Consider the following 25,198-nt stretch of genomic DNA (forward strand, 5'->3'; position numbering starts at 1 on the left):
ACGCGGGACGCTACCAGCGGGAACTCGGCGTACGCAATGATCTTTGACAGCACATAGCTATTCCTTGACGGATCTACACGAGCAGCCGTCCGAGCATCTCCCGCGCATACTCCTCGTCGTACTCCCCGCCCGTGAGGAGCACTTGCAGGCTGATGCCGTCCATCAGGGCGACGAGGGCGCGCGCGGTGACCGGGTCGGTGCGGAGCTCGATGACGTCCGCGAGCCCGGCGCACCATTCGGCGGCCACGGGCCGCAGCGCGGGCCTGCGCAGGGCGGCGAGATAGAGCTCGTACTCCAACTCGACCCCGGCCCGCTCCCCCGCGAACCACTCACCCAGGACCCGGGCGAGCCCACGAGCCAGGTCGCCGAGGTCGGCCGCCGGGTCCTCGAACACGTCACTGGCGGCCATCACCTTCGCGAAACCCTCGTTGCTCTGCCGCAGCGCGGCGGTCAGCAGCTCGTCGAGCGTCTTGAAGTGGTACGTGGTCGAGCCGAGCGGCACGTCGGCCTCGGCGGCGACCGAGCGGTGGCTGAGCCCGCCGATCCCTTTCGCCCCGACGACGCGGATCGCGGCGTCGATGATCCGCTGCCGACGCTCGGGATCGTACCGACGCCCCATCAGTGGGCCCCGCCCAGATTGAGCACGACGACGCCCGCGATGACGAGCGCGATGCCCGCGACCTTGACCATGTTGGCCGACTCCCCCAGGAAGATCATGCCGATGGCGGCCACGGCGGCGGTGCCGATGCCGGCCCAGATCGCATAGGCGGTGCCGACGGACAGGGTCTTCAGGGTCTGTGCGAGCAGCGTGAAGGCGAGCAGGTACCCCGCGACCGTGATCAGCGAGGGAACCAGCCTGCTGAACCCCTCGCTGTACTTCATGGCCGTCGTCCCGGCCACCTCCGCCGCGATGGCCGCGGCCAGCAGTGCGTATCCCATGCGTACGAGTGTACATATCGATGCGTACGGGCGTACACAAAAGCGCGTCCAGGCCTCGGGCGGCGCGATCGGCGTGAGCGCACACGACGAAGCCCCCCGGAGAATCCTCCAGGGGGCTACGTACGCGGTGGTGTCACTCTCAGACGTTGAACCCGAGCGCCCGAAGCTGCTCGCGGCCGTCGTCCGTGATCTTGTCGGGGCCCCACGGCGGCATCCAGACCCAGTTGATCCGGAGCTCGTTGACGATGCCCTCCGTCGCCGACTTCGCCTGGTCCTCGATGACGTCGGTCAGCGGGCAGGCCGCGGACGTGAGCGTCATGTCGATCGTGGCGATGTTGGCGTCGTCGATGTGCACGCCGTAGATCAGGCCGAGGTTGACGACGTCGATGCCCAGTTCGGGGTCGACGACGTCGTACAGCGCCTCGCGGACCTCTTCCTCGGAAGCGGGCTTCGTGGTCAGGGTCTCGTTCTCGCTCATGCGGTCTTCCTCTCAGCGACGTCGGCGGCATCGGTGCCCAGCGCCTGGGCCGTCGCGTCCTTCCACGCCATCCAGCTCAGCAGAGCACACTTCACACGCGCCGGGTACTTGGAGACCCCGGCGAACGCGACCGCGTCCTCCAGGACCTCCTCCATCGCGTCGTCCGGCTCCAGCTTGCCCTTGGACTGCATCAGTTCCAGGAAGACCTCCTGGATCCGCTGCGCCTCGGCGAGCTCCTTGCCGACGAGCAGGTCGTTCAGGACGGACGCGCTGGCCTGGCTGATGGAGCAGCCCTGGCCCTCGTACGACACGTCGGCGATCGTCGACCCGTCGTACTTGACGCGCAGCGTGATCTCGTCGCCGCACGTCGGGTTGACGTGGTGCACCTCGGCGTCGCCATCGCGCAGACCACGCCCGTGCGGGTGCTTGTAGTGGTCCAGGATGACTTCCTGGTACATCGAATCCAGCTTCACGTTCCCAGCCAGCCCCTCAGCCGAAGAAGTTCCGTACGTGCTCCAGGCCGTCGACGAGAGCGTCGATCTCGCCGGGCGTGGAGTACAGATAGAACGACGCTCGCGTGGTCGCAGGAATTCCGTACCGCAGGCAGACGGGGCGCGCGCAGTGGTGGCCCACGCGCACCGCGATGCCCTGCTCGTCGAGGACCTGGCCCACGTCGTGCGGGTGGATGTCGCCGAGCGTGAAGGAGATCGCGGCGCCGCGCTCCTCGGCCGTCGTCGGGCCGATGATGCGCAGGTCGGGCACCTCCAGGAGGCGCTTGACCGCGTACTCGGTGATCGCGTGCTCGTGCGCGGCGATCTTGTCCATGCCGATGGCCGAGAGATAGTCCACGGCCGCGCCCAGGCCGACGGCCTGGGAGACCGGCGGCGTGCCGGCCTCGAACTTGTGCGGCGCGGGCGCGTACGTCGACGAGTTCATCGACACGGTCTCGATCATCTCGCCGCCGCCGAGGAACGGGGGCAGGTCCTCCAGGAGCTCCTGGCGTCCCCACAGCACGCCGATGCCCGTCGGACCGCACATCTTGTGACCGGTGAAGGCCACGAAGTCGGCCTGCAGCGCCTGCACGTCCAGCGGCATGTGCGGGGCGGCCTGCGAGGCGTCGATGAGGACGAGGGCGCCGACCTCCTGGGCGCGGCGCACTATGGCCTCGACCGGGTTGTGCGTGCCCAGGATGTTGCTGACCAGGACGAAGGAGACGATCTTCGTCTTCTCGGTGATGACCTCTTCGATGTTGGAGAGGTCCAGGCGACCGTCGTCGGTGAGGCCGAACCACTTCAGCTTCGCGCCGGTGCGCTGCGAGAGCAGCTGCCACGGGACGATGTTGGAGTGGTGCTCCATCTCCGTGATGACGATCTCGGTCTCGTGGTCCACGCGGTAGGGCTCGTCGGCCCAGCCCAGCATGTTCGCGACGAGGTTGAGCGACTCCGAGGCGTTCTTGGTGAAGATCACCTCGTCGCGGCTGGGCGCGTTGATGAACTCCGCGACCTTGTCACGGGCGCCCTCGTACAGCGCCGTGGCCTCCTCGGCGAGGACGTGCACGCCGCGGTGAACGTTGGCGTTGTGCTGCTCGTAGTACTCGTTCAGTACGTCGAGGACCTGGCGCGGCGTCTGCGAGGTCGCCGCGTTGTCCAGGTACACGAGCTTCTTGCCGTCGTGGATCGTGCGATCCAGGATCGGGAAGTCCTTGCGGATCGCCTCGGTGTCGAGGAGGCCGGAGAGCCCCTGGTGGGCCACTGTCACGCGGATGCGCCACCCTTCGTGTAGGCCTCGTAGCCCTCGGCCTCCAGCTTGTCGGCGAGCTCGGCGCCGCCGGACTCGGCGATGCGGCCGTTGGCGAAGACGTGCACGAAGTCGGGCTTGATGTAGCGCAGGATGCGCGTGTAGTGCGTGATGAGGAGGGTGCCGACCTCGCCCGTCTCGCGGACGCGGTTGACGCCGTCCGAGACCTGGCGCAGCGCGTCGACGTCCAGACCGGAGTCCGTCTCGTCGAGGATCGCGATCTTCGGCTTGAGGAGCTCCATCTGGAGGATCTCGTGGCGCTTCTTCTCACCGCCGGAGAAGCCCTCGTTCACGTTGCGCTCGGCGAAGGCCGGGTCCATCTGGAGCTGCTCCATCGCGGACTTGACCTCCTTCACCCAGGTGCGCAGCTTGGGGGCCTCGCCGCGGATCGCCGTCGCCGACGTGCGCAGGAAGTTGGAGACCGAGACGCCGGGGACCTCGACCGGGTACTGCATGGCCAGGAACATGCCGGCGCGGGCGCGCTCGTCGACGGACATCTCGAGGACGTCCTCGCCGTCGAGGGTCACGCTGCCCTGGGTGATCGTGTACTTGGGGTGACCCGCGACCGAGTAGGCGAGCGTCGACTTGCCGGAGCCGTTCGGGCCCATGATGGCGTGGGTCTCGCCCTGCTTCACGGTCAGGTCGACGCCCTTGAGGATCTCCTTCGTGGCGTTGTCGGCCTCGACGGTGACGTGCAGGTCCTTGATTTCAAGCGTTGCCATGGGTGCCTCAGGACTCCTGGGAAAGGGAGGCGTGCACGTCTACGAGTACATCGCCCCCTTCGATCTTTACGGGGTATACGGGGACGGGGCGCGTCGCGGGGAGGCCGGACGGCTTGCCGGTGCGGAGGTCGAAGCTGGAGCCGTGCAGCCAGCACTCGATCTGACAGTCCTCCACCTCGCCCTCGGAGAGGGAGACGTTCGCGTGCGAGCAGATGTCGTGAATCGCGTACACCTCGCCCTCGGTGTGGACGACCGAGACCGGCGTGCCGTCGAGTTCCACCCGCTTCGGGGTGTCCTCCTCCAGCTCGCTCAGTCCGCAGGCCCGAACGAAGCGGGCTTGGTCGAGGCTCATGCGACGGTCGCCTCCAGCTCCTCTTCGATCTTCGCGATGAGGCGCTCCTCGACGTCGGGCAGGCCGATCTGCTGGACCAGCTCGGCGAAGAAGCCGCGGACGACGAGGCGGCGGGCCTCCTCCTCCGGGATGCCGCGCGACTGCAGGTAGAACAGCTGCTCGTCGTCGAAGCGGCCGGTCGCCGAGGCGTGGCCCGCGCCGACGATCTCGCCGGTCTCGATCTCGAGGTTCGGCACCGAGTCGACCCGGGCGCCGTCGGTCAGAACCAGGTTGCGGTTCATCTCGTACGTGTCCGTGCCCTCGGCCGCGGCCTCGATGAGGACGTCGCCGATCCACACCGCGTGGGCCTCGTCGCCCTGGAGCGCGCCCTTGTAGACGACGTTCGACTTGCAGTGCGGGGTGTTGTGGTCGACCAGGAGGCGGTGCTCCTGGTGCTGGCCCGCGTCGGTGATGTACAGGCCGAAGAGCTCGGCCTCGCCACCGGTGCCCGCGTAGTGCACGCGCGGGTGCAGGCGGACCAGGTCGCCGCCGAAGGTGACGACCACGGACTTGAAGGACGCGTCACGGCCGACCAGCGCGTTGTGCTGGGCGACGTGCACCGCGGTGTCGTCCCAGTCCTGGACGGAGACGACGGTGAGCTTCGCGCCGTCGCCGACGACGAAGTCGACGTTGGCGGCGAGCACGGCGTCACCGGTGTGGTCGATGACGACGAGGGCCTCGGCGAACGCGCCGAGCTCGACGACCTGGTGCGCGAAGGCGGTGCCGCCCTCGCCGTGCACGGCGATGCGGATGGGCTCGGTGAGCACCGTGTCCTTGGGGACGGTCACGACCGAGGCCTTCTCGAAGGACGAGTAGGCCTGGGCGGCGACGCGGTCGACGGGCTTGCCCGCCTTGCCGACGCGGACGTCGTCGCGGCCGACGGTCTCCTGGGTGACGCCCTCGGGGGCGCTCACCTCGACGCGGATGCCGCCGTCGGCGCCGGCCGTGCCGTCGTGCAGCCCGCGCAGGCGCTCCAGCGGCGTGAACCGCCACTCCTCCTCGCGGCCGTGCGGGACCGGGAAGCTGTCCACGTCGTAGGACGGGGGAGCGCTCATGCGGGTGGCGACGGTGGACTCGGCGGCCACCGCGATGGACCCGGCGGTCGTCGACCCCACGGGAATATTCTGAGCCTCAGCCATGGCTGTCGTCGTGCTCTCTCTCTGCGTAAGAAGTCAGTCGCTGCGGGGGACGGTGTCCGGTCTTAGCCGACCGAACCCTCCATCTGCAGCTCGATCAGCCGGTTGAGCTCAAGGGCGTACTCCATGGGGAGCTCCTTGGCGATCGGCTCGACGAAGCCGCGCACGATCATCGCCATGGCCTCGAACTCCGTCATGCCGCGGCTCATCAGGTAGAAGAGCTGGTCGTCGGAGACCTTGGAGACGGTCGCCTCGTGCCCCATGGAGACGTCGTCCTCGCGGACGTCGACGTAGGGGTAGGTGTCCGAGCGCGAGATCGTGTCGACGAGCAGTGCGTCGCAGAGCACGTTCGACTTCGATCCGGCGGCGCCCTCACCGATCTCGACGAGACCGCGGTACGACGTACGACCGCCGCCGCGCGCCACCGACTTGGAGACGATGTTGGAGGACGTGTTCGGCGCCATGTGGACCATCTTGGAGCCGGCGTCCTGGTGCTGGCCCTCGCCCGCGAAGGCGATGGAGAGGGTCTCGCCCTTGGCGTGCTCGCCCATGAGGTAGACGGCGGGGTACTTCATCGTCACCTTGGAGCCGATGTTGCCGTCGATCCACTCCATGGTCGCGCCCTCGTACGCCACGGCGCGCTTGGTGACCAGGTTGTAGACGTTGTTCGACCAGTTCTGGATCGTCGTGTAGCGGCAGCGGCCGCCCTTCTTGACGATGATCTCGACGACGGCGGAGTGCAGCGAGTCCGACTTGTAGATCGGGGCGGTGCAGCCCTCGACGTAGTGAACGTACGCGTCCTCGTCGACGATGATCAGGGTCCGCTCGAACTGACCCATGTTCTCCGTGTTGATGCGGAAGTAGGCCTGGAGCGGGATCTCGACGTGCACGCCCTTGGGGACGTAGATGAACGAGCCACCGGACCAGACGGCGCTGTTCAGCGAGGCGAACTTGTTGTCACCGACGGGGATGACCGTGCCGAAGTACTCCTTGAAGAGCTCCGGGTGCTCCTTCAGCGCCGTGTCGGTGTCCAGGAAGATGACGCCCTGCTCCTCCAGGTCCTCGCGGATCTGGTGGTAGACGACCTCGGACTCGTACTGCGCCGCGACACCGGCGACGAGGCGCTGCTTCTCCGCCTCGGGGATGCCGAGCTTGTCGTACGTGTTCTTGATGTCCTCGGGCAGGTCCTCCCAGGACTCCGCCTGCTTCTCCGTGGAGCGCACGAAGTACTTGATGTTGTCGAAGTCGATGCCCGACAGGTCCGAGCCCCAGTTCGGCATGGGCTTCTTGTCGAAGAGGCGCAGGCCCTTGAGGCGGAGCTTGGTCATCCACTCCGGCTCGTTCTTCTTCGCCGAGATGTCGCGGACGACGTCCTCGTTGATGCCGCGCTTGGCAGAGGCACCGGCGACGTCGGAGTCGGCCCAGCCGTATTCGTAGTTGCCCAGGCCCTCGAGTTCGGGGTGGGCAGTCTCCGTGGGGAGCGTCATGCGGGGTTCCTCCCGGCCGTGCTTGCTGATGCTGGTGTGGTGGTCTGCCTGGTGGTGCTGCCGCTGCCGCCGCTGCGCGGAATGAACGTCGTGCAGACGCCGTCTCCGTGGGCGATGGTGGCGAGGCGCTGCACATGCGTGCCGAGGAGTTCGGAGAAGATCTCCGTCTCCGCCTCGCAGAGCTGCGGAAACTGTTCGGCGACATGGGCGACCGGGCAGTGGTGCTGGCAGAGCTGTTCGCCGACCGGTGCGCTGCGCGCCGTAGCAGCGTACCCGTCGGAGGTCAACGCCTTCGCCAGAGCCTCGGTACGCCGTTCGGGGGGCGCGGCGTCGATCGCCTGCCTGTATGTCTCCGCCTGGGCGGTGATCCTCGCCCGGGCGAAGGCGACGACGGCCTCTTCACCGTGGTGCTCGGTGATCCACCGGAGCGCGTCCGCGGCCAGCTTGTCGTACGACTGGTCGAAGGCGTCGCGCCCGCAGTCGGTCAGGGCGAAGACCTTGGCGGGGCGGCCCCGGGTCCTGGCGCCGTAGACCCGCTGTTCGCGGGGCTCGACCACGTTCTCGTGGGCGAGGGCGTCCAGGTGCCTGCGGACGGCCGCCTGGGTGAGGCCGAGGCGCTTCGCGAGATCGGCGACGGTGGACGGGCCGTGATCCAGGATGGACCGCGCGACCCGGTTGCGCGTCGAACGCTCACCGGTCGCGAGTTCCTCCTGCGGAGCCTCGCCAACGTTTTTCACAACGCCATTGTTGCGTAATTCCTCAGAGCCTGACAACCCACGTCCTGATCACCGGACGGTGCGCTGCATCACTTAGGCAAACCTAAGCTGACCTGCGGAAACGATCACCGGTCGCGCAAATCGGTGGCGCTCGCGCGCCCGTTCCTGGAGACTCGTGCACCATGCCGACACGCCCTCTCACCGGCCCTTTGTGCACGCGGGAGTCGCTCGCGCGCGAGCTGCTCAGGCTCGGTGTGCACCCCGGCGAGACCCTCCTCGCCCACACCTCGCTCAGCGCGCTCGGCTGGGTGAGCGGCGGCGCCGTCGCCCTCGTCCAGGCGCTCCTGGACGCCCTGGGCCCCGAGGGCACGCTGGTGGTCCCCACCCACTCCGGCGACAACTCCGACCCCTCGGCGTGGCAGAACCCGCCCGTGCCCGAGGAGTGGTGGCCGGTGCTGCGCGCCTCGATGCCCGCGTACGACCCTCTGACCTCCCCCACGTACGGCATCGGCATCGTCCCGGAGACCGTCCGCACCTGGCCCGGCGTCCTGCGCAGCGCCCACCCCCAGACGTCGTTCGCGGCGCTCGGCCCCGCCGCCGCCATGATCACCGCGGGGCACGCCCGCGACTGCCGGCTCGGCGAGCGCAGCCCCCTGGCCCACCTGGAGAAGGCGGGCGCCCGCGTCCTCCTGCTCGGCGCGGGGTACGGCTCCTGCACCTCGTTCCACCTGGCCGAGTACCGCATCCCCGGCTCGTACGAGGAGAACTCCTACGCCGCGATGACGTCCCGGGGGCGCGTCTGGAAGACCGTGCGGGAGCGCACGATCAACGAGGAGGACTTCGCCGAGCTCGGCGCGGCCTTCGAGAAGGACAACGAGGTCGTACGCGGTCTCGTCGGCGCCGCCGAGTCGCGCCTCTTCCCCGTGGCGGACGCCGTGGCGTACGCGGAGCGGTGGCTGGCGACGAACCGCCCCGCCCACCCGGGGCCCCAGGACCGTCCCTAGACTGGCTCACCATGCGAAACGAGCCCGTCGTCCAGGTCAGGAATCTGGTCAAGCGGTACGGCCCCAAGACCGCGGTGGACGGTCTCGACCTGACGGCGGGGGCCGGCATCACCGCCGTCCTCGGCCCCAACGGCGCGGGCAAGACCACCACCATCGAGACGTGCGAGGGCTACCGGAAGCCTGACTCCGGCACCGTCCGCGTCCTCGGCCTGGACCCGGCCCGCGAGGCGGACGCGCTGCGGCCCCGCATCGGCGTGATGCTCCAGTCCGGCGGCGTCTACTCCGGCGCCCGCGCCGACGAGATGCTCCGCCACGTGGCGAAGCTGCACGCCGCCCCCCTGGACGTGCCCGACCTCATCGAGCGCCTCGGCCTCGGCAGCTGCGGCCGCACCACCTACCGGCGGCTCTCCGGCGGCCAGCAGCAGCGTCTGGCGCTCGCCATGGCCGTGGTCGGCAGGCCCGAACTGGTCTTCCTCGACGAGCCGACCGCGGGCCTGGACCCGCAGGCGCGCCGGGCGACCTGGGAGCTCGTGCGGGACCTGCGCCGCGACGGGGTCTCCGTCATCCTCACCACCCACCACATGGACGAGGCCGAGGAGCTCTCCGACGACGTCGCGATCGTCGACGCGGGCAAGGTCATCGCCCAGGGCAGCCCCGACGCGCTGTGCCGCGGCGGCGCCGAGAACACCCTGCGCTTCACCGGCCGCCCCGGGCTCGACGTCGCCTCGCTCCTCAAGGCACTCCCCCCGGACTCCGCCGCCGCCGAACTCTCCCCCGGCACCTACCGCGTGAGCGGCACGGTCGACCCCCAGCTGCTCGCCACGGTCACCTCGTGGTGCGCCCAGCACGGAGTCATGCCGGACCGCATCGCGGTCGAACGCCACACCCTGGAAGACGTCTTCTTGGAGCTCACCGGTAAGGAGCTGCGCGGATGAGCGCTGCCGGAACGTACACGCCGATGCCGGGCGCCGCCCCGCTCCCCCGCATGATCGCGGCGCAGGCGGCCCTGGAGACGAGGATGCTGCTGCGCAACGGCGAGCAGCTGCTCCTCACCGTCATCATCCCGACCCTGCTCCTGGTGCTGTTCAGCGCGGTCGACATCGTCGACACGGGCAAGGGCGAGGCCGTCGACTTCCTCGCGCCCGGCATCCTCGCGCTCGCCGTGATGTCGACGGCGTTCACCGGGCAGGCCATCGCGACGGGCTTCGAGCGCCGGTACGGGGTGCTGAAGCGGCTCGGCGCCTCGCCGCTGCCCCGCTGGGGGCTGATGACGGCGAAGACGCTGTCGGTGCTGGTCACCGAGGTCATGCAGGTCGCCCTCGTCACGGTCATCGCGTTCGCGCTCGGCTGGTCGCCGCACGGCAACCCGTTCGCCGTCCTGCTGCTCCTGGTGCTCGGCACAGCGGCGTTCTCCGGGCTCGGACTGCTGATGGCGGGCACGCTCAAGGCGGAGGCGACCCTGGCCGCCGCGAACCTCGTCTTCCTGCTCCTGCTCATGGGCGGCGGCGTGATCGTGCCCCTCGACAAGTTCCCCGACGCGGCCCGGACCCTCCTCGAACTGCTCCCCATCTCGGCGCTCTCGGACGGCCTGCGCGACGTCCTGCAGCACGGCGCGGGCATGCCGTGGGGGGACCTCGGGATCCTCGCGGTGTGGGCGGTGCTCGGACTCGGCGCGGCGGCGAAGTTCTTCCGCTGGGAGTAATGGGGGTCACAAAAGCACCGCATACGTCCCCCTCGTGAAGCCATGCACAAGCGGCCCCCTACGATGGGGCGCGTGCCAAACGTGACCCGAGCCGACATCGCTCAAGCCGTGCGGAACCCGCTCGCCTTCATCGCCGAGCGCTGGACCCCCACCCAGCGGACCGTCCAGCAGGCGGCCCTGATCTCCCTCGTCATGACGGTCCTCATCGTGGTGACGGGTGGCGCCGTCCGCCTGACCGGCTCGGGCCTCGGCTGCCCGACCTGGCCCAAGTGCACGGACGACTCGCTGACCGCGACCCACGAGATGGGCGTCCACGGAGCCATCGAGTTCGGCAACCGCATGCTGGCGTACGTGCTGTCCGCGGCCGTCGGCTGGGCCATCATCGCGGCCCGCTCCCAGAAGCCGCTGCGGCGCAGCCTCGTCCGGCTCGGCTGGGCGCAGTTCTGGCTGGTCATGGGCAACGCGGTACTCGGCGGCATCGTCGTCCTCGTCGGCCTGAACCCGTACACGGTCGCGGCACACTTCCTGCTCTCCTCCGCCCTGATCGCGGTCGCCGTCGTCATGTGGCAGCGCACCCAGGAGGGCGACGCGGAACCGCGCCCGCTGGTCGGCAAGGCCGTGGCGCAGCTCGTGTGGTTCCTGGTCGCGGCGTCCGCCCTGCTGATCGTGGTGGGCACCGTCGTGACGGGCGCGGGGCCGCACGCGGGCGACTCCAGTGACGTGCCGCGGATGGGCGTCGACTGGGAGGCCGTCAGCAAGCTCCACGCGGTCCTCGCCTGGATCGTGGTGACGCTGACGTTCGCCCTGTGGTTCGTCCTGAAGGCGGTCGACGCCCCGCCGGGCCCGCTGACCCGCACCCGCCAGCTGTTCCTGATCCTGCTGTCGCAGGGCGCGATCGGTTACGTCCAGTACTTCACGGACCTGCCGGAGCTCCTGGTCGGCCTGCACATGCTCGGCTCGTGCGTGGTGTGGATCGCCGTGATGCGCGTCCTGCTCTCGCTGCGGGAGCGTCCGCTCACCACGGCCGACCTGCCCGCCCAGGCGGACGACTCACGGCTTTCGGCCGTCTGACCCGTCCGCGAGGCCGTACACCCGCCGCGCGTTGCCCGCGGCGATGAGACCCGCCACGCGCTGCGCGTCGGTGAGCGACCAGGCGCCCTCCGCGACCCAGGTGCCCAGCACCCGTCCGAGGGCCTCCCTGAACAGATGCGCCCCGACGACGTGCAGCTCGGGCAGCCCGTGGGCGCCGCTGGAGAACAGCAGCTTGCCGAAGGGCGCGAGTTCCAGGATCTCGGCGAGCACGGCGGCGGCGCGGGCTCCGGTGCGCACCAGTGCGGGGCCGAGATCCGCGTAGACGTGCGGGAAGACGGCCGCGAGGTGCGCGGCGCTGCGGTGGTACGGGTAGCCGTGCAGCAGCACCAGATCCGTGCCGAGGCCCGCGGTGGCCCGCGCGAACTCCCCGAAGTACGTCTGCGGATCCCCGGCCCCCGCGTGCAGCTGGAGCGGCCGTCCCGAGGCCACCGCGATCCACAGCAGGTGCCGCAGCAGCACGGGATCTGCGAGGACGCCGCCCACCTGCCGTCCGGCCAGCCAGCGTCCCACCGCGCCCCGCACCTCGCCGGGCCCCGGCGGTTCAGGGGCGAGGGCGAGCGGGTGCCGTACGCCCGCGACCGAGGTGAAGGCGACGGCTCCGGCGGCGGCCGCGTGCACGGACTCGGCGAGGTTGGCGAGGAACGAGTCGGCGGTGCCGGAGGTGTCGGCGACCTGTTCGGCCAGTAATTCCAGGCGGACGATCTCGCGGGCGTCGGCGTCGCCGGTGGAGGCCATCTCGCCGGGTCCTGTCAGGTCCCCGGGAAGGCCCGTGTCGACGAGGTACGTGGTGATGCCGCTGCCGCGCAGGAGGCGCCGCCCCGACTCCAGGACGCCCAGTTCGCGGCGGCGGGCGAGATAGCGGGCCGGCGGGCAGTGCGGCTCGATGCCGAGCAGGGGCGGGCACCAGCGGCGTACCGCGAAGCCGGTCTGGGTGTCGAAGAAGGTGGTGCCGGGGGCGGGCGGTCCCTCGCCCCGGCCGAGGTGGGCCTCGAAGGTGCCGAGGCCCAGCTCCGTACGGAGGACGCCATGGCAGTACTGATCCACCAGGGACGGCGTTTCGATCATCCGGACTCCCGATCGGTGGACCTGGCTTCTACGGTCCTAACGGGTGACCCGGGTGTCAGGTGTTGCTTTCGGCGTTTATCGGCGGAATCCGTTGCGGGGGCCGTCAGCCGTTGCTCGGGCCGCCGATCTGGATGCCCGCCATCCGCTTCCACTCGTAGGGGCCGGTCCTCACCTTGGCGGCGAATTCCCCGGCGAACTCCTCGTGGACGGTGATCCCGGCCTTCTCCACGGCACTCCGCGCGACGGCGTAGGTGGGCGCCACGAGGTCGCCCCAGCCGCCGTCCTCGCCGACGAGGACGATCCGGGTGCCCTCGTGCCCGATGTACGCGACCTGCGCCTCGGCGCCGCCGTGAGCCTGCGCGAAGGCGCCGATCTCCTTGGCGAGCCGGGCGGCCTTCCGCTCGGCCTTGGCGGCTTCCTTGGCGGCTTCCCTGCCCGCGCCCTTGCTGTCGTCCACCTGCTGCGTGTCTGCCATGAGCAGGATGCTACCGACGGGTAGATCAACTGGCGACGGGCGGGGCGCGTGGCGTTCAACACCACGCGCCCCGCCCGTCGGCGGAACGGTCTTTCGCGGACCCTCAGCGCAGGAAGGGGTCCACCGCCACGGCCACGAAGAGCAGCGACACGTACGTGATCGACCAGTGGAAGAGCCGCATCTCCTTGAGCTTGCCGCCCGTGGCCTCGGCCTTGGCGCGGTTCTGCAGCCCGTGCGCCTCCCACAGCCACCAGCCGCCGGTCACCAGCGCCACCGCCGTGTAGAACCAGCCGGTGTAGCCGAGGGGCTGGAGCAGCAGCGAGACGGCGACCATGACCCAGCTGTAGAGGACGATCTGGCGGGCGACCACCTTGTTGGAGGCGATGACCGGCAGCATCGGCACGCCGACGCGCGCGTAGTCGGCCTTGACCTTCATGGAGAGCGGCCAGTAGTGGGGCGGCGTCCAGAAGAACATGACCAGGAAGAGGATGACCGGCGCCCACGACATGGAGTTGGTGACCGAGGACCAGCCGATGAGGACCGGCAGACAGCCCGCGATGCCGCCCCAGACGATGTTCTGGGAGGTCCGGCGCTTCAGGATCATCGTGTAGACGACCACATAGAAGAGCAGGGCGCCGAGCGAGAGCCACGCGGAGAGCCAGTTGACGGCGAAGCCGAACAACAGGGTCGACACGACCGCCAGGGTGATGCCGAAGACGAGGCACTCGCGAGGGCTGACCATGCCGGTCACGAGCGGCCGCTGCGACGTGCGGTCCATCAGCGCGTCGATGTCGCGGTCGATGTACATGTTGAGGGCGTTCGCGCCCCCAGCGGAGAGATAGCCGCCCAGGCAGGTCACGAAGACCAGCCACAGGTCGGGCACTCCCTGTTCGGCGAGGAACATCACCGGAACGGTGGTGATGAGCAGAAGCTCGATGATCCGCGGCTTGGTCAGCTCCACGAACGCCTTGACACGAGCCCCGAACGGCCGATGGCTCGGGCTAAGGTCCGTCCCGGAAACCCCCGCTGGACGGGATTCAACGGCCGTCACGCACACCCCTGACAGAGACATCCCAGCAGGCCGACCAGCACCTTCTGACATGAAGATCCGGTAAAGCCCGCGCGTACCACGCCACTGTAGACGTTGCCCATACCTCGCCCTTCGCGGGGGTGGGGTCGTGTTGGGCGGCCACCCCGAACGGCGTCCGCGGCGGTTCGAGTCGCCACATGAGCGGAACCGTGCGTTCATTGAGCGGACAAATGGGCGATACCTATGGCCTTTTGAGCGGACATATGAGCGAGCCCGTATTCACTTGCGGAATGCCTTCGCTTTCCTTTCGGGAGGCGCATCCTCGCATGTCGCTGCAGTCTGGAATGACTCGAAAAAATGAGCGTTCTAGCAGCGGTAGGCTCGACAACGGCCGGTGGGATCTACGCCGCCGGCATTCGACATGTGGAGAGGAGCCCTGACTCAGGGTGAGCACCAAGCCGACCACCACAGACCTCGAGTGGACCGAACTGGACCAGCGGGCCGTTGACACCGCCCGCGTCCTGGCCATGGATTCCGTACAGAAGGTCGGCAACGGCCATCCCGGTACGGCCATGAGCCTCGCGCCCGCCGCGTACACCCTCTTCCAGAAGGTGATGCGCCATGACCCGGCGGACGCCGACTGGACGGGCCGCGACCGGTTCGTCCTCTCTGCGGGCCACTCGTCCCTGACCCTCTACATCCAGCTGTACCTGGCCGGTTTCGGCCTGGAGCTGGATGACCTGAAGGCCTTCCGCACCTGGGGCTCGAAGACCCCGGGCCACCCGGAGTACGGCCACACGGTGGGCGTGGAGACGACCACGGGACCGCTGGGCCAGGGCGTCGCCAACGCCGTGGGCATGGCGATGGCCGCCCGCTACGAGCGCGGTCTGTTCGACCCGGAGACGACCGACGGCTCGTCCCCGTTCGACCACTACGTGTACGCCATCGCCGGTGACGGCTGCCTCCAGGAGGGCATCTCCGGCGAGGCCTCGTCGCTGGCCGGGCACCAGAAGCTCGGCAACCTGGTCCTGCTGTGGGACGACAACCACATCTCGATCGAGGGCGACACCGAGACCGCCGTCTCCGAGGACACCCTCAAGCGGTACGAGGCGTACGGCTGGCACGTCCAGCGCGTGGCGCCCAAGGAGGACGGCGACCTCGACCCCGCCGCGCTCTACGCCGCGATCCAGGCCGCCAAGGCCGAGACCGAGCGCCCCTCCTTCATCGCGATGCGCTCGATCATCGCCTGGCCCGCCCCGAACGCGCAGAACACCGAGGCCGCGCACGGCTCGGCGCTCGGCGACGAGGAAGTGGCCGCCACCAAGCGCGTCCTCGGCTTCGACCCGGAGCAGACCTTCGAGGTCTCCGACGAGGTCCTCGCGCACACCCGCAAGGCGCTCGACCGCGGCCGCGAGGCCAAGGCCGAGTGGGAGAAGGGCTTCGCCGCCTGGCGCGGCGCCGACTCCGCGCGCGCCGCCGAGTTCGACCGCATCGCCGCGGGCGAGCTGCCCGAGGGCTGGGAGGAGAAGCTCCCGGAGTTCGAGACCGGCAAGGGTGTGGCCACGCGTGCCGCGTCCGGCAAGGTCCTCCAGGCGCTCGGTGCGGTCATCCCCGAGCTGTGGGGCGGCTCCGCCGACCTGGCGGGCTCGAACAACACCACCATCGACAAGAACTCCTCGTTCCTGCCGAAGGGCAACCCGCTGCCGGGGGCCGACCCGTACGGCCGCACGATTCACTTCGGCATCCGCGAGCACTCCATGGCCGCGGAGATGAACGGCATCGCGCTGCACGGCAACACGCGTATCTACGGCGGCACCTTCCTGGTGTTCTCCGACTACATGCGCAACGCCGTGCGTCTGTCCGCGCTGATGCACCTGCCGGTGACGTACGTGTGGACGCACGACTCCGTCGGCCTCGGCGAGGACGGCCCGACCCACCAGCCGGTCGAGCACCTGGCCTCGCTGCGCGCCATCCCGGGCCTGAACGTCGTGCGCCCGGCCGACGCGAACGAGACCGCCATCGCGTGGCGCGAGATCCTCAAGCGCTACACGAAGGAGTTCGGCAAGGGCGCCCCGCACGGCCTCGCGCTGACCCGCCAGGGCGTGCCGACGTACGAGCGCAACGAGGACGCCGCCAAGGGCGGCTACGTCCTGTTCGAGGCCGAAGGGCCCAACGGAAAGAGCACAGCGCCCGAGGTCGTGCTCATCGGCACCGGCTCCGAGGTCCAGCTCGCCGTCGAGGCGCGCGAGCAGCTGCAGGCCGCGGGTGTCCCGACGCGCGTCGTCTCGATGCCGTCGGTCGAGTGGTTCGAGGAGCAGGACCAGGGGTACCGCGACAGCGTGCTGCCGCCGTCGGTGAAGGCGCGCGTGGCGGTCGAGGCGGGCATCGGCCTGACCTGGCACCGTTTCGTGGGCGACGCCGGCCGCATCGTCTCGCTGGAGCACTTCGGTGCTTCCGCGGACGCCAAGGTGCTGTTCCGCGAGTTCGGTTTCACCGCCGACGCGGTGGCCGAGGCGGCACGGGAATCTCTCGCCGCCGCTCAGCGCTGACGCCCATATACGACCAAGTAGGAGATGTAATTCCATGACAGACGCACTCAAGCGCCTTTCAGAAGAAGGCGTCGCGATCTGGCTGGACGACCTGTCGCGCAAGCGGATCACGTCCGGCAACCTCGCCGAGCTGATCGACCAGCAGCACGTCGTGGGCGTCACGACCAACCCCTCGATCTTCCAGAAGGCGATCTCGCAGGGCGACGGTTACGACCAGCAGCTCTCGGACCTCGCCGCCCGCGGGGTCACCGTCGAAGAGGCCATCCGCATGATCACGACGGCGGACGTCCGTGACGCCGCCGACATCCTGCGCCCGGTCTTCGACGCCACCGGCGGCCAGGACGGCCGGGTGTCGATCGAGGTCGACCCGCGGCTCGCGCACAACACCAAGTCGACGGTCGCCGAGGCCAAGCAGCTCGCGTGGCTGGTGGACCGGCCGAACGCGCTCATCAAGATCCCGGCCACCAAGGCGGGCATCCCGGCGATCACCGAGGTCATCGGCCTCGGCATCAGCGTCAACGTCACGCTGATCTTCTCCCTCGAGCGCTACCGCATGGTGATGGACGCGTACCTGGCGGGCCTGGAGAAGGCCAAGGAGCGCGGCCTGGACCTGTCGAAGATCCACTCGGTGGCGTCGTTCTTCGTGTCCCGCGTGGACACCGAGATCGACAAGCGCCTCGACGGCATCGGCACGGACGAGGCCAAGTCCCTCAAGGGCAAGGCCGCGCTCGCCAACGCGCGTCTGGCGTACGAGGCGTACGAGGAGGTCTTCTCCTCGGACCGCTGGGCCGCCCTGGACAAGGCGCAGGCCAACAAGCAGCGTCCGCTGTGGGCCTCGACCGGCGTCAAGGACCCGGCGTACAAGGACACCCTGTACGTCGACGACCTGGTCGCGCCGAACACGGTGAACACGATGCCGGAGGCGACCCTGGAGGCCACGGCCGACCACGGGCAGATCACCGGCAACACCATCGCGGGCACGTACGACCAGGCGCGCGCCGAGATCGCCGCGGTGGAGAAGCTCGGCATCGGCTACGACGAGGTCGTGCAGCTCCTCGAGGACGAGGGCGTCGAGAAGTTCGAGGCGTCCTGGACCGACCTGCTCAAGTCCACCGAGGCCGAGCTCCAGCGCCTCGCTCCCGCGAAGGGCTGACCCACTTTGTCAAGCAGCAATCCGCTGCGTGACGCCGCAGACCGACGGCTCCCGCGTATCGCGGGGCCGTCGGGCCTGGTCATTTTTGGTGTCACGGGCGATTTGTCCCGTAAAAAGTTGATGCCTGCTGTCTACGACCTCGCCAACCGGGGTCTGCTGCCGCCGGGCTTCGCCCTCATCGGCTTCGCCCGCCGCGAATGGCAGGACGAGGACTTCGCGCAGGAAGTGCACGACGCCGTCAAGCAGCACGCGCGCACGCCCTTCCGCGAGGAGGTCTGGCAGCAGCTCATCCAGGGCATGCGCTTCGTCCAGGGCAACTTCGACGACGACGACGCCTTCGAGCAGCTGAAGGACACCATCCAGGAGCTGGACAAGGCGCAGGGTACGGGCGGCAACTTCGCCTTCTACCTCTCCGTGCCCCCGAAGTTCTTCCCCCAGGTCGTCCAGCAGCTCAAGAAGCACGAGCTCGCGGACGCCCCCGAGGGCTCCTGGCGGCGCGCCGTCATCGAGAAGCCGTTCGGCCACGACCTGGCGTCGGCACAGGACCTCAACGCGATCGTGCACGAGGTGTTCGACCCGGACCAGGTGTTCCGGATCGACCACTACCTCGGCAAGGAGACCGTCCAGAACATCCTGGCGCTCCGCTTCGCCAACCAGATGTTCGAGCCGATCTGGAACCGGTCGTACGTGGACCACGTCCAGATCACCATGGCCGAGGACATCGGCATCGGCGGCCGCGCCGGTTACTACGACGGCATCGGCGCCGCCCGTGACGTCATCCAGAACCACCTGCTCCAGCTGATGGCGCTCACCGCGATGGAGGAGCCCGCCTCCTTCGACGCCGACGCGCTCGTCGCCGAGAAGGCCAAGGTGCTCGGCGCCGTCCGGCTGCCGAAGGACCTCGGCGAGGACACCGTGCGCGGGCAGTACGCCGCGGGCTGGCAGGGCGGCGAGAAGGCCGTCGGCTACCTCCAGGAAGACGGCATCGACCCCAAGTCGAAGACCGACACCTACGCGGCCATCAAGCTGCAGGTGGACAACCGTCGTTGGGCGGGCGTCCCCTTCTACCTGCGCACCGGCAAGCGCCTCGGCCGCCGCGTCACCGAGATCGCGGTGGTCTTCCAGCGCGCGCCGCACTCCCCCTTCGACCACACCGCCACCGAGGAGCTCGGGCAGAACGCGATCGTCATCCGCGTCCAGCCCGACGAGGGCATCACGGTGCGGTTCGGCTCGAAGGTGCCCGGCACCTCCATGGAGATCCGGGACGTCTCGATGGACTTCGCGTACGGCGAGTCCTTCACCGAGTCCAGCCCGGAGGCGTACGAGCGTCTGATCCTCGACGTCCTGCTCGGCGACGCCAACCTCTTCCCGCGCACGGAGGAGGTCGAGCTGTCCTGGAACATCCTCGACCCGATCGAGGAGTACTGGGACAAGCACGGCAAGCCCGCGCAGTACCCGGCCGGCACCTGGGGCCCGACCGAAGCGGACGAAATGCTCGCACGAGACGGACGGAGCTGGCGCCGGCCATGAAGATCGACCTCACGGACACCACGTCCAGCAAGATCAACAAGGCGCTCGTGCAGGGCCGCCGCGCGATCGGGACCCCGGCCGTCGGCATGGTGCTCACCCTCGTCATCGTCACCGACGAGGAGAACGCCTACGACTCCCTGAAGGCGGCCAGCGAGGCCTCCCGCGAGCACCCCTCGCGCACCCTCGTGGTCATCAAGCGCGCCGCCCGCTCGCCCCGCGACCGCACCACCTCGCGCCTCGACGCCGAGGTCCGGGTCGGTGCGGACGCGGGCACCGGCGAGACGGTCATCCTGCGGCTCTACGGCGAGGGCATCAACCACGCCCAGTCCGTCGTCCTGCCGCTGCTGCTGCCCGACGCCCCCGTGGTCGCCTGGTGGCCGGTGAACGCCCCGCTGGACCCCGCCAAGGACCCGCTGGGCGCCCTGGCCCAGCGCCGCGTCACGGACACGTACGCGGCGGAGCAGCCGATCCACGAGCTGACCGCGCGCGCCGAGGCGTACAGCCCCGGCGACACGGACCTGTCCTGGACCCGCATCACGCCGTGGCGCTCCATGCTGGCCGCCGCGCTCGACCAGGTCATCTGCAAGGTCACCTCGGTGCAGGTGGAGGGCGAGGAGTTCAACCCGAGCTGCGAGCTGCTCGCCATGTGGCTCGCTGACCGCCTCGACGTCCCCGTGAAGCGCACCCTGTCGGGGGGCCCCGGCCTGACCGGCGTCCGCATGGAGACCACCTGCGGTCCCATCGTGCTCGACCGCGCCGACGGCTCGCTCGCCACGCTCTCCATCGAGGGGCAGCCCGACCGCGCGGTGGCGCTCAAGCGCCGCGAGGTGGCCGAGCTGATCGCCGAGGAGCTGCGCCGCCTGGACCCGGACGACACCTACGCGTCCGCGCTGAGGTACGGCGTGGACCGTCTGGGCGACCCGACGGAGCAGACCCCGTCGCTCGCCGACGAGAAGCCGTCCGACGACGCGAAGGCCGAGGCCGAGTCCAAGGCGGCCGCGTCGGAGGAGCCGGAGAAGGCGCCTGCCAAGAAGGCCCCGGCCAAGAAGACCGCCGCGAAGAAGGCGGCGGCCAAGTGACCGCGGCCCCGCAGCTCGTCGTCCACCGCGACAAGGAGCTGATGGCGCAGGCCGCGGCGGCCCGCCTCATCACGAAGATCGTCGACGCGCAGGCCGCCCGCGGCCACGCGTCGGTGGTCCTCACCGGCGGCCGCAACGGCAACGGCGTCCTCGCGGCGCTGGCCGCCTCCCCCGCGAAGGACGCGATCGACTGGTCGCGTCTGGACCTGTGGTGGGGCGACGAGCGCTTCCTGCCGGACGGCGACCCGGAGCGCAACTACACCCAGGCCAAGGAGGCGCTGCTCGACTCGGTGCCTCTCAACCCGGCCCGGGTGCACCCGATGCCGGCCTCGGACGGCGCGTACGAGGTGGACGCGGCGGCGGAGATCTACGCCGCCGAACTCACCGCGGCCGCGGGCCCGGAGGACCACGGCCCGGTGCCGACGTTCGACGTCCTGATGCTCGGCGTCGGCCCGGACACGCACGTCGCGTCGCTCTTCCCGGAGCTTCCCGCGGTGCGTGAGACGGAGCGCTCGGTGGTCGGCGTGCACGGCGCGCCGAAGCCCCCGCCGACCCGCGTCACGCTCACGCTCCCGGCGATCCGGGCGGCGCGCGAGGTGTGGCTGCTGGCGGCGGGCGAGGACAAGGCGAACGCCGCGGCGGTCGCCCTGTCGGGCGCGGGCGAGGTGCAGGCCCCCGCGGCCGGTGCCTACGGCCGTGTCCGGACGCTGTGGCTCCTGGACGCCGCGGCGGCCTCGCAGCTCCCCCCGGAGCTGTATCCGCCGGCCGTCGCGTAGCCGTTCACCGCTCTCCACCTCTGAGGGCCCCGCACCGAACGGTGCGGGGCCCTCAGGCGTCCACGAGGACGCGTCGGTAGCTGCTGCCGTCCTGCTCGCGGACGAGGAGGCCATCGGTGACGCAGTACCTGCGCAGGGCCGCCGTGTCGTCGTGGACGGTGCGGAACGCGTCGTTGATCTCGCCCTCGCTGTAGGTGCGGCCCGTGTCGAAGAGGGCGTCCGTGAGGTGGACGAGGAGTTCGTGGCGCACGACGGGACGTACCGGTATGGCCGTGAGGCGGCCGTGCGCGAAGAAGCCGGTGAGGCGGCGCGGCACGGTGGGACGGTCGTGCGCGTCGACCGGGTCGGGCGAACGCCGGAAGACGGCGGGGTCGGCCCGCAGCGAGCCGTCGGGCAGCCGCTCCACGAGCCCGGTGGCGAGGAGGCGTCCCAGGTGCTTGCGGGCGACCGCGGAGTCGGCCTCGCGCGGCGGCAGGTCGTCGAGGACGATCCGCGCGTACAGCCTGAGTCTTTCGGGGTCGGCGAGCGCGGCGTGCAGCTGGTCCATGACGGGGTCCCTCCCGGCGGGTGACAGAGCCGAAGCAGTGTCACCCGCCGGGTGGTCCGCCCGCATCCGATTAATACCGGGTAGGGATCAACGCCCGCGCAGGTCGCGGTACTTGTCGACCAGCGCCGTGGTCGACCCGTCCAGGTCGGGCACCTCGGCACCCTCGGTCAGTGCGGGCTCGACGCGCTTGGCGAGGACCTTGCCGAGCTCGACGCCCCACTGGTCGAAGGAGTCGATGTTCCACACGGCGCCCTGCACGAAGACCTTGTGCTCGTACAGCGCGATGAGCTGACCGAGGACCGAGGGGGTCAGTTCCTTGGCGAGGATCGTCGTCGTGGGGTGGTTGCCCTTGAACGTCTTGTGCGGGACGAGCTCCTCCGCGACGCCCTCGGCGCGCACCTCGTCCGGCGTCTTGCCGAACGCCAGCGCCTGGGTCTGCGCGAAGAAGTTGGCCATCAGCAGGTCGTGCTGGGCGACCAGGCCGGGCAGCAGGTCGGCGACGGGCTCGGCGAAGCCGATGAAGTCCGCCGGGATCAACTTCGTGCCCTGGTGGATGAGTTGGTAGTAGGCGTGCTGGCCGTTGGTGCCGGGCGTGCCCCAGACGACCGGGCCCGTCTGCCAGTCGACCTCCTTGCCGTCCCGGTCGACGTACTTGCCGTTGGACTCCATGTCCAGCTGCTGGAGGTACGCGGTGAACTTGGAGAGGTAGTGCGAGTACGGCAGGACGGCGTGCGACTGCGCGTCGTGGAAGTTGCCGTACCAGACGCCCAACAGGCCCATCAGGAGAGGCACGTTGGACTCGGCGGGCGCCGTGCGGAAGTGCTCGTCGACGAGGTGGAAGCCGTCGAGCATCTCGCGGAAGCGGTCGGGCCCGATGGCGATCATCAGGGAGAGGCCGATGGCCGAGTCGAACGAGTAGCGGCCGCCGACCCAGTCCCAGAACTCGAACATGTTGTCCGTGTCGATGCCGAAGTCGGAGACCTTCTCGGCGTTGGTCGACAGGGCCACGAAGTGCTTGGCGACGGCGTCCTGACCAGCCTTCAGCTCGGTGAGCAGCCAGTCGCGCGCGGAGGTGGCGTTAGTGATCGTCTCGATGGTGGTGAACGTCTTCGAGGCGATGATGAAGAGCGTCTCGGCGGCGTCCAGGTCCCGCACGGCCTCGTGCAGGTCGGCGCCGTCGACGTTCGACACGAAGCGGACCGTGAGGCCGCGGTCGGTGAAGGAGCGCAGCGCCTCGTACGCCATCGCGGGACCGAGGTCGGAGCCGCCGATGCCGATGTTGACGACGTTCTTGATGCGCCTGCCGGTGTGACCGGTCCACTCGCCGGAGCGGACCTTCTCCGAGAAGGCGCTCATCTTGTCGAGGACGGCGTGCACGGCGGGCACCACATTCTCGCCGTCGACCTCGACGACGGCGTCCCGCGGGGCGCGCAGCGCCGTGTGCAGGACGGCCCGGTCCTCGGTGGTGTTGATCTTCTCGCCGCGGAACATGGCGTCCCGCAGTCCGAAGACGTCGGTGGCGGCCGCGAGGTCGCGCAGGAGCGTCAGCGTCTCGTCGGTGACGAGGTGCTTGGAGTAGTCGATGTGCAGGTCGCCGACCTGGAGGGTGTACGCCGTGCCGCGCGCCGGGTCCGCGGCGAAGAGCTCTCGCAGCTGCACCTCCCCCAGCTGGTCACGGTGCTCGGTGAGCGCCGTCCACTCGGGAATACGGTCGAGCCTGGCGCGGCTTTCTGCGTTCATCTCGGACTTCAGCCTTCTCTCGTACGTGCGTACGTTAATTGCCCCGCTGCACCCTCCAACCTAATCGATCAGAGAGCGGGATGAGATGTCCGAAACTGTCTGTCCGCACACGTACCGGAACAGAGAAACCGGCCGGACACCTTTACGTGTCCGGCCGGTTCCGTGGTCGTATTCAAGTGTTAGATCTCGCCCCGCAGTTTGGCGAGCGCTTCCGCGAGGATGGCCTCCCCGTCCGCGTCGCTGCGCCGCTCGCGTACATACGCCAGGTGCGTCTTGTACGGCTCGGTGCGCGGCGGGTCCGGCGGGTTGTCCCGGTCCTGACCTGCCGGAAAGCCGCAGCGGGGACAGTCCCACGTATCGGGGACCTGCGCGTCGCTGGCGAAGCTCGGCTGCGTCTCGTGCCCGTTGGAGCACCAGAAGGAGATGCGCAGTCGCGGCGCGGACTCACCGCGCTCGGCCTCGCCCATCGGCCCCGCCCCGACCCGACTTCCTCGGATCGCGTTGCCACTTGCCACGGTCGTAACTCCCTGCGTGATGGTGCTGCTGCGGGCGCCTCAGTTTACGTAAGGCCCAACGCGCGTCCAGTGTTGGGAGTTACACCCCACCCCCGGACGCAAGCCCCATGATAAGCCGCGCACGCGAGCTCGCACCGGACAAGCGACCAGTGGCTGACGCTAGTTGTTCGCCTTCATCAGAAGACCGAGCGCGACAATGCACGCGAACCACAGCAGACCGACCACGACCGTGATGCGGTCGAGGTTGCGCTCCGCGACGGAGGAACCGCCGACGGACGACTGCATTCCGCCACCGAACATGTCGGAAAGACCGCCGCCCTTGCCCTTGTGCATCAGCACCAGCAACATCATCAGAGCGCTGAAGACGATCAGGGCGATCGAGAACCCCATAACCACGGCTGGACCAACTTCCTCGGACTTGAATCGACGACGGGGGCCGAAAGCCTGGAGCTTCGACCCCCGTCAGGGTACGACGTAACGCCGCTAGCGCATACTCACTGGTCGCCGAAGCGAACGATCTTGACGAACTCGTCCGCGTCCAGCGCCGCGCCGCCGACGAGGGCGCCGTCCACGTCGGGCTGCGCCATGATGTCGGCGACGTTCTTCGCCTTGACGGAGCCGCCGTACTGGATGCGGACCTTGTCGGCGAGCTCCTGCGAGTACAGCTCGGCGAGGCGGCCGCGGATCGCGCCGCAGACCTCCTGCGCGTCCTCGGGGGTCGCGACCTCGCCGGTGCCGATGGCCCAGACCGGCTCGTAGGCGATGACGATGGTCTCGGCCTGCTCGGCCGGGACGTCCTTCAGGCCGCCGTCGAGCTGGTTCAGCGTGTACTGGACCTGCTGACCCGCCTTGCGGATGTCCAGGCCCTCGCCGACGCAGAGGATCGGGGTCAGACCGTGCTTGTACGCGGCCTTCACCTTGGCGTTGCAGATCTCGTCGGTCTCGTTGTGGTACTGGCGGCGCTCGGAGTGGCCCACGGCGACGTAGGTGCACTTCAGCTTCGACAGCATCGGGCCCGAGATCTCGCCGGTGTAGGCACCGGAGTCCTGCGCCGAGATGTCCTGGGCGCCGTACTTGATCTTGAGCTTGTCGCCGTCGACCAGGGTCTGCACGGAGCGCAGGTCGGTGAAGGGCGGCAGGACGGCGACCTCACAGGCCTCGTAGTCCTTGTCCGCCAGGGCGAAGGCGAGCTTCTGGACGTGGGCGATGGCCTCGAGGTGGTTGAGGTTCATCTTCCAGTTGCCCGCCATCAGCGGGGTACGCGTAGTCATCAGG

Annotated in this window: 27 protein-coding genes; 9 read left to right on the forward strand and 18 right to left on the reverse strand. The window is 69.4% G+C overall.

Annotated features, from left to right (window positions below; genetic code table 11):
• Window positions 1-73: 73 nt before the first annotated feature.
• From NOO62_RS10060 to NOO62_RS10105, 10 genes are all read right to left on the reverse strand, one after another.
• Entirely contained in the window at window positions 74-619 is a 546-nt protein-coding gene (locus NOO62_RS10060) for a TetR/AcrR family transcriptional regulator (protein ID WP_268770538.1), read from the reverse strand.
• Window positions 619-939, reverse strand: coding sequence for a DMT family transporter (locus NOO62_RS10065; RefSeq protein WP_268770539.1), 321 nt, complete (start codon window positions 937-939; stop codon window positions 619-621). The genes NOO62_RS10060 and NOO62_RS10065 overlap by 1 nt, the downstream gene beginning before the upstream one ends.
• 139 nt (window positions 940-1,078) lie before the next feature.
• Entirely contained in the window at window positions 1,079-1,417 is a 339-nt protein-coding gene (locus NOO62_RS10070) for a metal-sulfur cluster assembly factor (RefSeq protein WP_030358830.1), read from the reverse strand.
• Window positions 1,414-1,890 (reverse strand): Fe-S cluster assembly sulfur transfer protein SufU, encoded by a 477-nt coding sequence (gene sufU / locus NOO62_RS10075; protein WP_268770540.1) that lies wholly within the window; start codon window positions 1,888-1,890, stop codon window positions 1,414-1,416. Before sufU ends, NOO62_RS10070 begins: the two co-directional genes overlap by 4 nt.
• A gap of 16 nt (window positions 1,891-1,906) precedes the next feature.
• Window positions 1,907-3,175 carry a cysteine desulfurase gene (locus NOO62_RS10080; RefSeq protein WP_268770541.1) on the reverse strand — a complete coding sequence of 423 codons (1,269 nt, stop codon included), beginning with the start codon at window positions 3,173-3,175 and terminating at the stop codon, window positions 1,907-1,909.
• A complete protein-coding gene (gene sufC / locus NOO62_RS10085; RefSeq protein WP_055566802.1) occupies window positions 3,172-3,936 on the reverse strand; it encodes a Fe-S cluster assembly ATPase SufC in 765 nt (254 codons plus the stop codon). The genes NOO62_RS10080 and sufC overlap by 4 nt, the downstream gene beginning before the upstream one ends.
• A gap of 7 nt (window positions 3,937-3,943) precedes the next feature.
• The gene (locus NOO62_RS10090; RefSeq protein ID WP_055566801.1) at window positions 3,944-4,288 is read right to left on the reverse strand and encodes a bifunctional 3-phenylpropionate/cinnamic acid dioxygenase ferredoxin subunit; all 345 of its coding nucleotides are present in this window, start codon (window positions 4,286-4,288) and stop codon (window positions 3,944-3,946) included.
• Entirely contained in the window at window positions 4,285-5,466 is a 1,182-nt protein-coding gene (gene sufD / locus NOO62_RS10095; RefSeq protein WP_268770542.1) for a Fe-S cluster assembly protein SufD, read from the reverse strand. Before sufD ends, NOO62_RS10090 begins: the two co-directional genes overlap by 4 nt.
• 62 nt (window positions 5,467-5,528) lie before the next feature.
• Window positions 5,529-6,950 carry a Fe-S cluster assembly protein SufB gene (gene sufB, locus NOO62_RS10100; RefSeq protein ID WP_062776871.1) on the reverse strand — a complete coding sequence of 474 codons (1,422 nt, stop codon included), beginning with the start codon at window positions 6,948-6,950 and terminating at the stop codon, window positions 5,529-5,531.
• On the reverse strand, window positions 6,947-7,687 hold the full coding sequence (locus tag NOO62_RS10105) for a helix-turn-helix transcriptional regulator (RefSeq protein ID WP_268770543.1): 741 nt from the start codon (window positions 7,685-7,687) through the stop codon (window positions 6,947-6,949). The genes sufB and NOO62_RS10105 overlap by 4 nt, the downstream gene beginning before the upstream one ends.
• Before the next feature lie 161 nt (window positions 7,688-7,848).
• Here NOO62_RS10105 and NOO62_RS10110 point away from each other — a divergent pair, with 161 nt between their 5' ends.
• Genes NOO62_RS10110 through NOO62_RS10125 form a run of 4 tightly spaced genes read left to right on the forward strand, consistent with a single transcriptional unit; the run spans window position 7,849 to window position 11,443 of the window.
• Window positions 7,849-8,670, forward strand: a complete 822-nt coding sequence (locus NOO62_RS10110) for an aminoglycoside N(3)-acetyltransferase (protein WP_268770544.1) — start codon at window positions 7,849-7,851, stop codon at window positions 8,668-8,670.
• Between the two features lie 11 nt (window positions 8,671-8,681).
• Window positions 8,682-9,605 carry an ABC transporter ATP-binding protein gene (locus NOO62_RS10115; RefSeq protein WP_268770545.1) on the forward strand — a complete coding sequence of 308 codons (924 nt, stop codon included), beginning with the start codon at window positions 8,682-8,684 and terminating at the stop codon, window positions 9,603-9,605.
• Window positions 9,602-10,372 carry an ABC transporter permease gene (locus NOO62_RS10120; protein ID WP_268770546.1) on the forward strand — a complete coding sequence of 257 codons (771 nt, stop codon included), beginning with the start codon at window positions 9,602-9,604 and terminating at the stop codon, window positions 10,370-10,372. Before NOO62_RS10115 ends, NOO62_RS10120 begins: the two co-directional genes overlap by 4 nt.
• Window positions 10,373-10,414: 42 nt before the next feature.
• Complete coding sequence (locus tag NOO62_RS10125) at window positions 10,415-11,443, forward strand: COX15/CtaA family protein (RefSeq protein WP_268770547.1); 1,029 nt, start codon at window positions 10,415-10,417, stop codon at window positions 11,441-11,443.
• Here the strand turns inward: NOO62_RS10125 and NOO62_RS10130 are convergent.
• The 3 genes from NOO62_RS10130 to NOO62_RS10140 form a co-directional block, all read right to left on the reverse strand.
• The gene (locus NOO62_RS10130) at window positions 11,423-12,529 is read right to left on the reverse strand and encodes an amidohydrolase family protein (RefSeq protein WP_268770548.1); all 1,107 of its coding nucleotides are present in this window, start codon (window positions 12,527-12,529) and stop codon (window positions 11,423-11,425) included. The genes NOO62_RS10125 and NOO62_RS10130 overlap by 21 nt on opposite strands.
• A gap of 103 nt (window positions 12,530-12,632) precedes the next feature.
• Window positions 12,633-13,004: a hypothetical protein gene (locus tag NOO62_RS10135; RefSeq protein ID WP_268770549.1), complete on the reverse strand. Its 372-nt coding sequence runs from the start codon at window positions 13,002-13,004 to the stop codon at window positions 12,633-12,635.
• A 103-nt stretch (window positions 13,005-13,107) separates the two neighbouring features.
• Window positions 13,108-14,061, reverse strand: a complete 954-nt coding sequence (locus tag NOO62_RS10140; protein ID WP_268775547.1) for a heme o synthase — start codon at window positions 14,059-14,061, stop codon at window positions 13,108-13,110.
• A 419-nt stretch (window positions 14,062-14,480) separates the two neighbouring features.
• On the opposite strand from NOO62_RS10140, the gene tkt reads away from it, so the two are divergent.
• From tkt to pgl, 5 genes are read left to right on the forward strand one after another with little or no spacing between them, the layout of a single operon-like run.
• Window positions 14,481-16,583, forward strand: a complete 2,103-nt coding sequence (tkt, locus tag NOO62_RS10145; protein ID WP_268770550.1) for a transketolase — start codon at window positions 14,481-14,483, stop codon at window positions 16,581-16,583.
• A gap of 34 nt (window positions 16,584-16,617) precedes the next feature.
• Window positions 16,618-17,736 (forward strand): transaldolase, encoded by a 1,119-nt coding sequence (tal, locus tag NOO62_RS10150; protein ID WP_268770551.1) that lies wholly within the window; start codon window positions 16,618-16,620, stop codon window positions 17,734-17,736.
• Between the two features lie 6 nt (window positions 17,737-17,742).
• Window positions 17,743-19,266 (forward strand): glucose-6-phosphate dehydrogenase, encoded by a 1,524-nt coding sequence (gene zwf, locus NOO62_RS10155; protein WP_268770552.1) that lies wholly within the window; start codon window positions 17,743-17,745, stop codon window positions 19,264-19,266.
• On the forward strand, window positions 19,263-20,345 hold the full coding sequence (opcA, locus tag NOO62_RS10160; protein WP_268770553.1) for a glucose-6-phosphate dehydrogenase assembly protein OpcA: 1,083 nt from the start codon (window positions 19,263-19,265) through the stop codon (window positions 20,343-20,345). Before zwf ends, opcA begins: the two co-directional genes overlap by 4 nt.
• On the forward strand, window positions 20,342-21,121 hold the full coding sequence (pgl, locus tag NOO62_RS10165) for a 6-phosphogluconolactonase (RefSeq protein WP_268770554.1): 780 nt from the start codon (window positions 20,342-20,344) through the stop codon (window positions 21,119-21,121). The genes opcA and pgl overlap by 4 nt, the downstream gene beginning before the upstream one ends.
• Before the next feature lie 52 nt (window positions 21,122-21,173).
• On the opposite strand, the gene NOO62_RS39100 is transcribed toward pgl, so the two are convergent.
• The 5 genes from NOO62_RS39100 to tpiA form a co-directional block, all read right to left on the reverse strand.
• Entirely contained in the window at window positions 21,174-21,668 is a 495-nt protein-coding gene (locus NOO62_RS39100; RefSeq protein ID WP_321170564.1) for a DUF2087 domain-containing protein, read from the reverse strand.
• 87 nt (window positions 21,669-21,755) lie between these two features.
• Window positions 21,756-23,408, reverse strand: a complete 1,653-nt coding sequence (gene pgi / locus NOO62_RS10175) for a glucose-6-phosphate isomerase (RefSeq protein ID WP_268770555.1) — start codon at window positions 23,406-23,408, stop codon at window positions 21,756-21,758.
• Window positions 23,409-23,587: 179 nt separating this feature from the next.
• Entirely contained in the window at window positions 23,588-23,923 is a 336-nt protein-coding gene (locus NOO62_RS10180; protein WP_003957010.1) for an RNA polymerase-binding protein RbpA, read from the reverse strand.
• A 159-nt stretch (window positions 23,924-24,082) separates the two neighbouring features.
• The gene (gene secG / locus NOO62_RS10185; protein ID WP_030784160.1) at window positions 24,083-24,313 is read right to left on the reverse strand and encodes a preprotein translocase subunit SecG; all 231 of its coding nucleotides are present in this window, start codon (window positions 24,311-24,313) and stop codon (window positions 24,083-24,085) included.
• A 104-nt stretch (window positions 24,314-24,417) separates the two neighbouring features.
• Window positions 24,418-25,194, reverse strand: a complete 777-nt coding sequence (tpiA, locus tag NOO62_RS10190) for a triose-phosphate isomerase (protein ID WP_268770556.1) — start codon at window positions 25,192-25,194, stop codon at window positions 24,418-24,420.
• Window positions 25,195-25,198 lie beyond the last annotated feature (4 nt).

This window comes from Streptomyces sp. Je 1-369 (assembly GCF_026810505.1).
Taxonomy (GTDB): domain Bacteria; phylum Actinomycetota; class Actinomycetes; order Streptomycetales; family Streptomycetaceae; genus Streptomyces.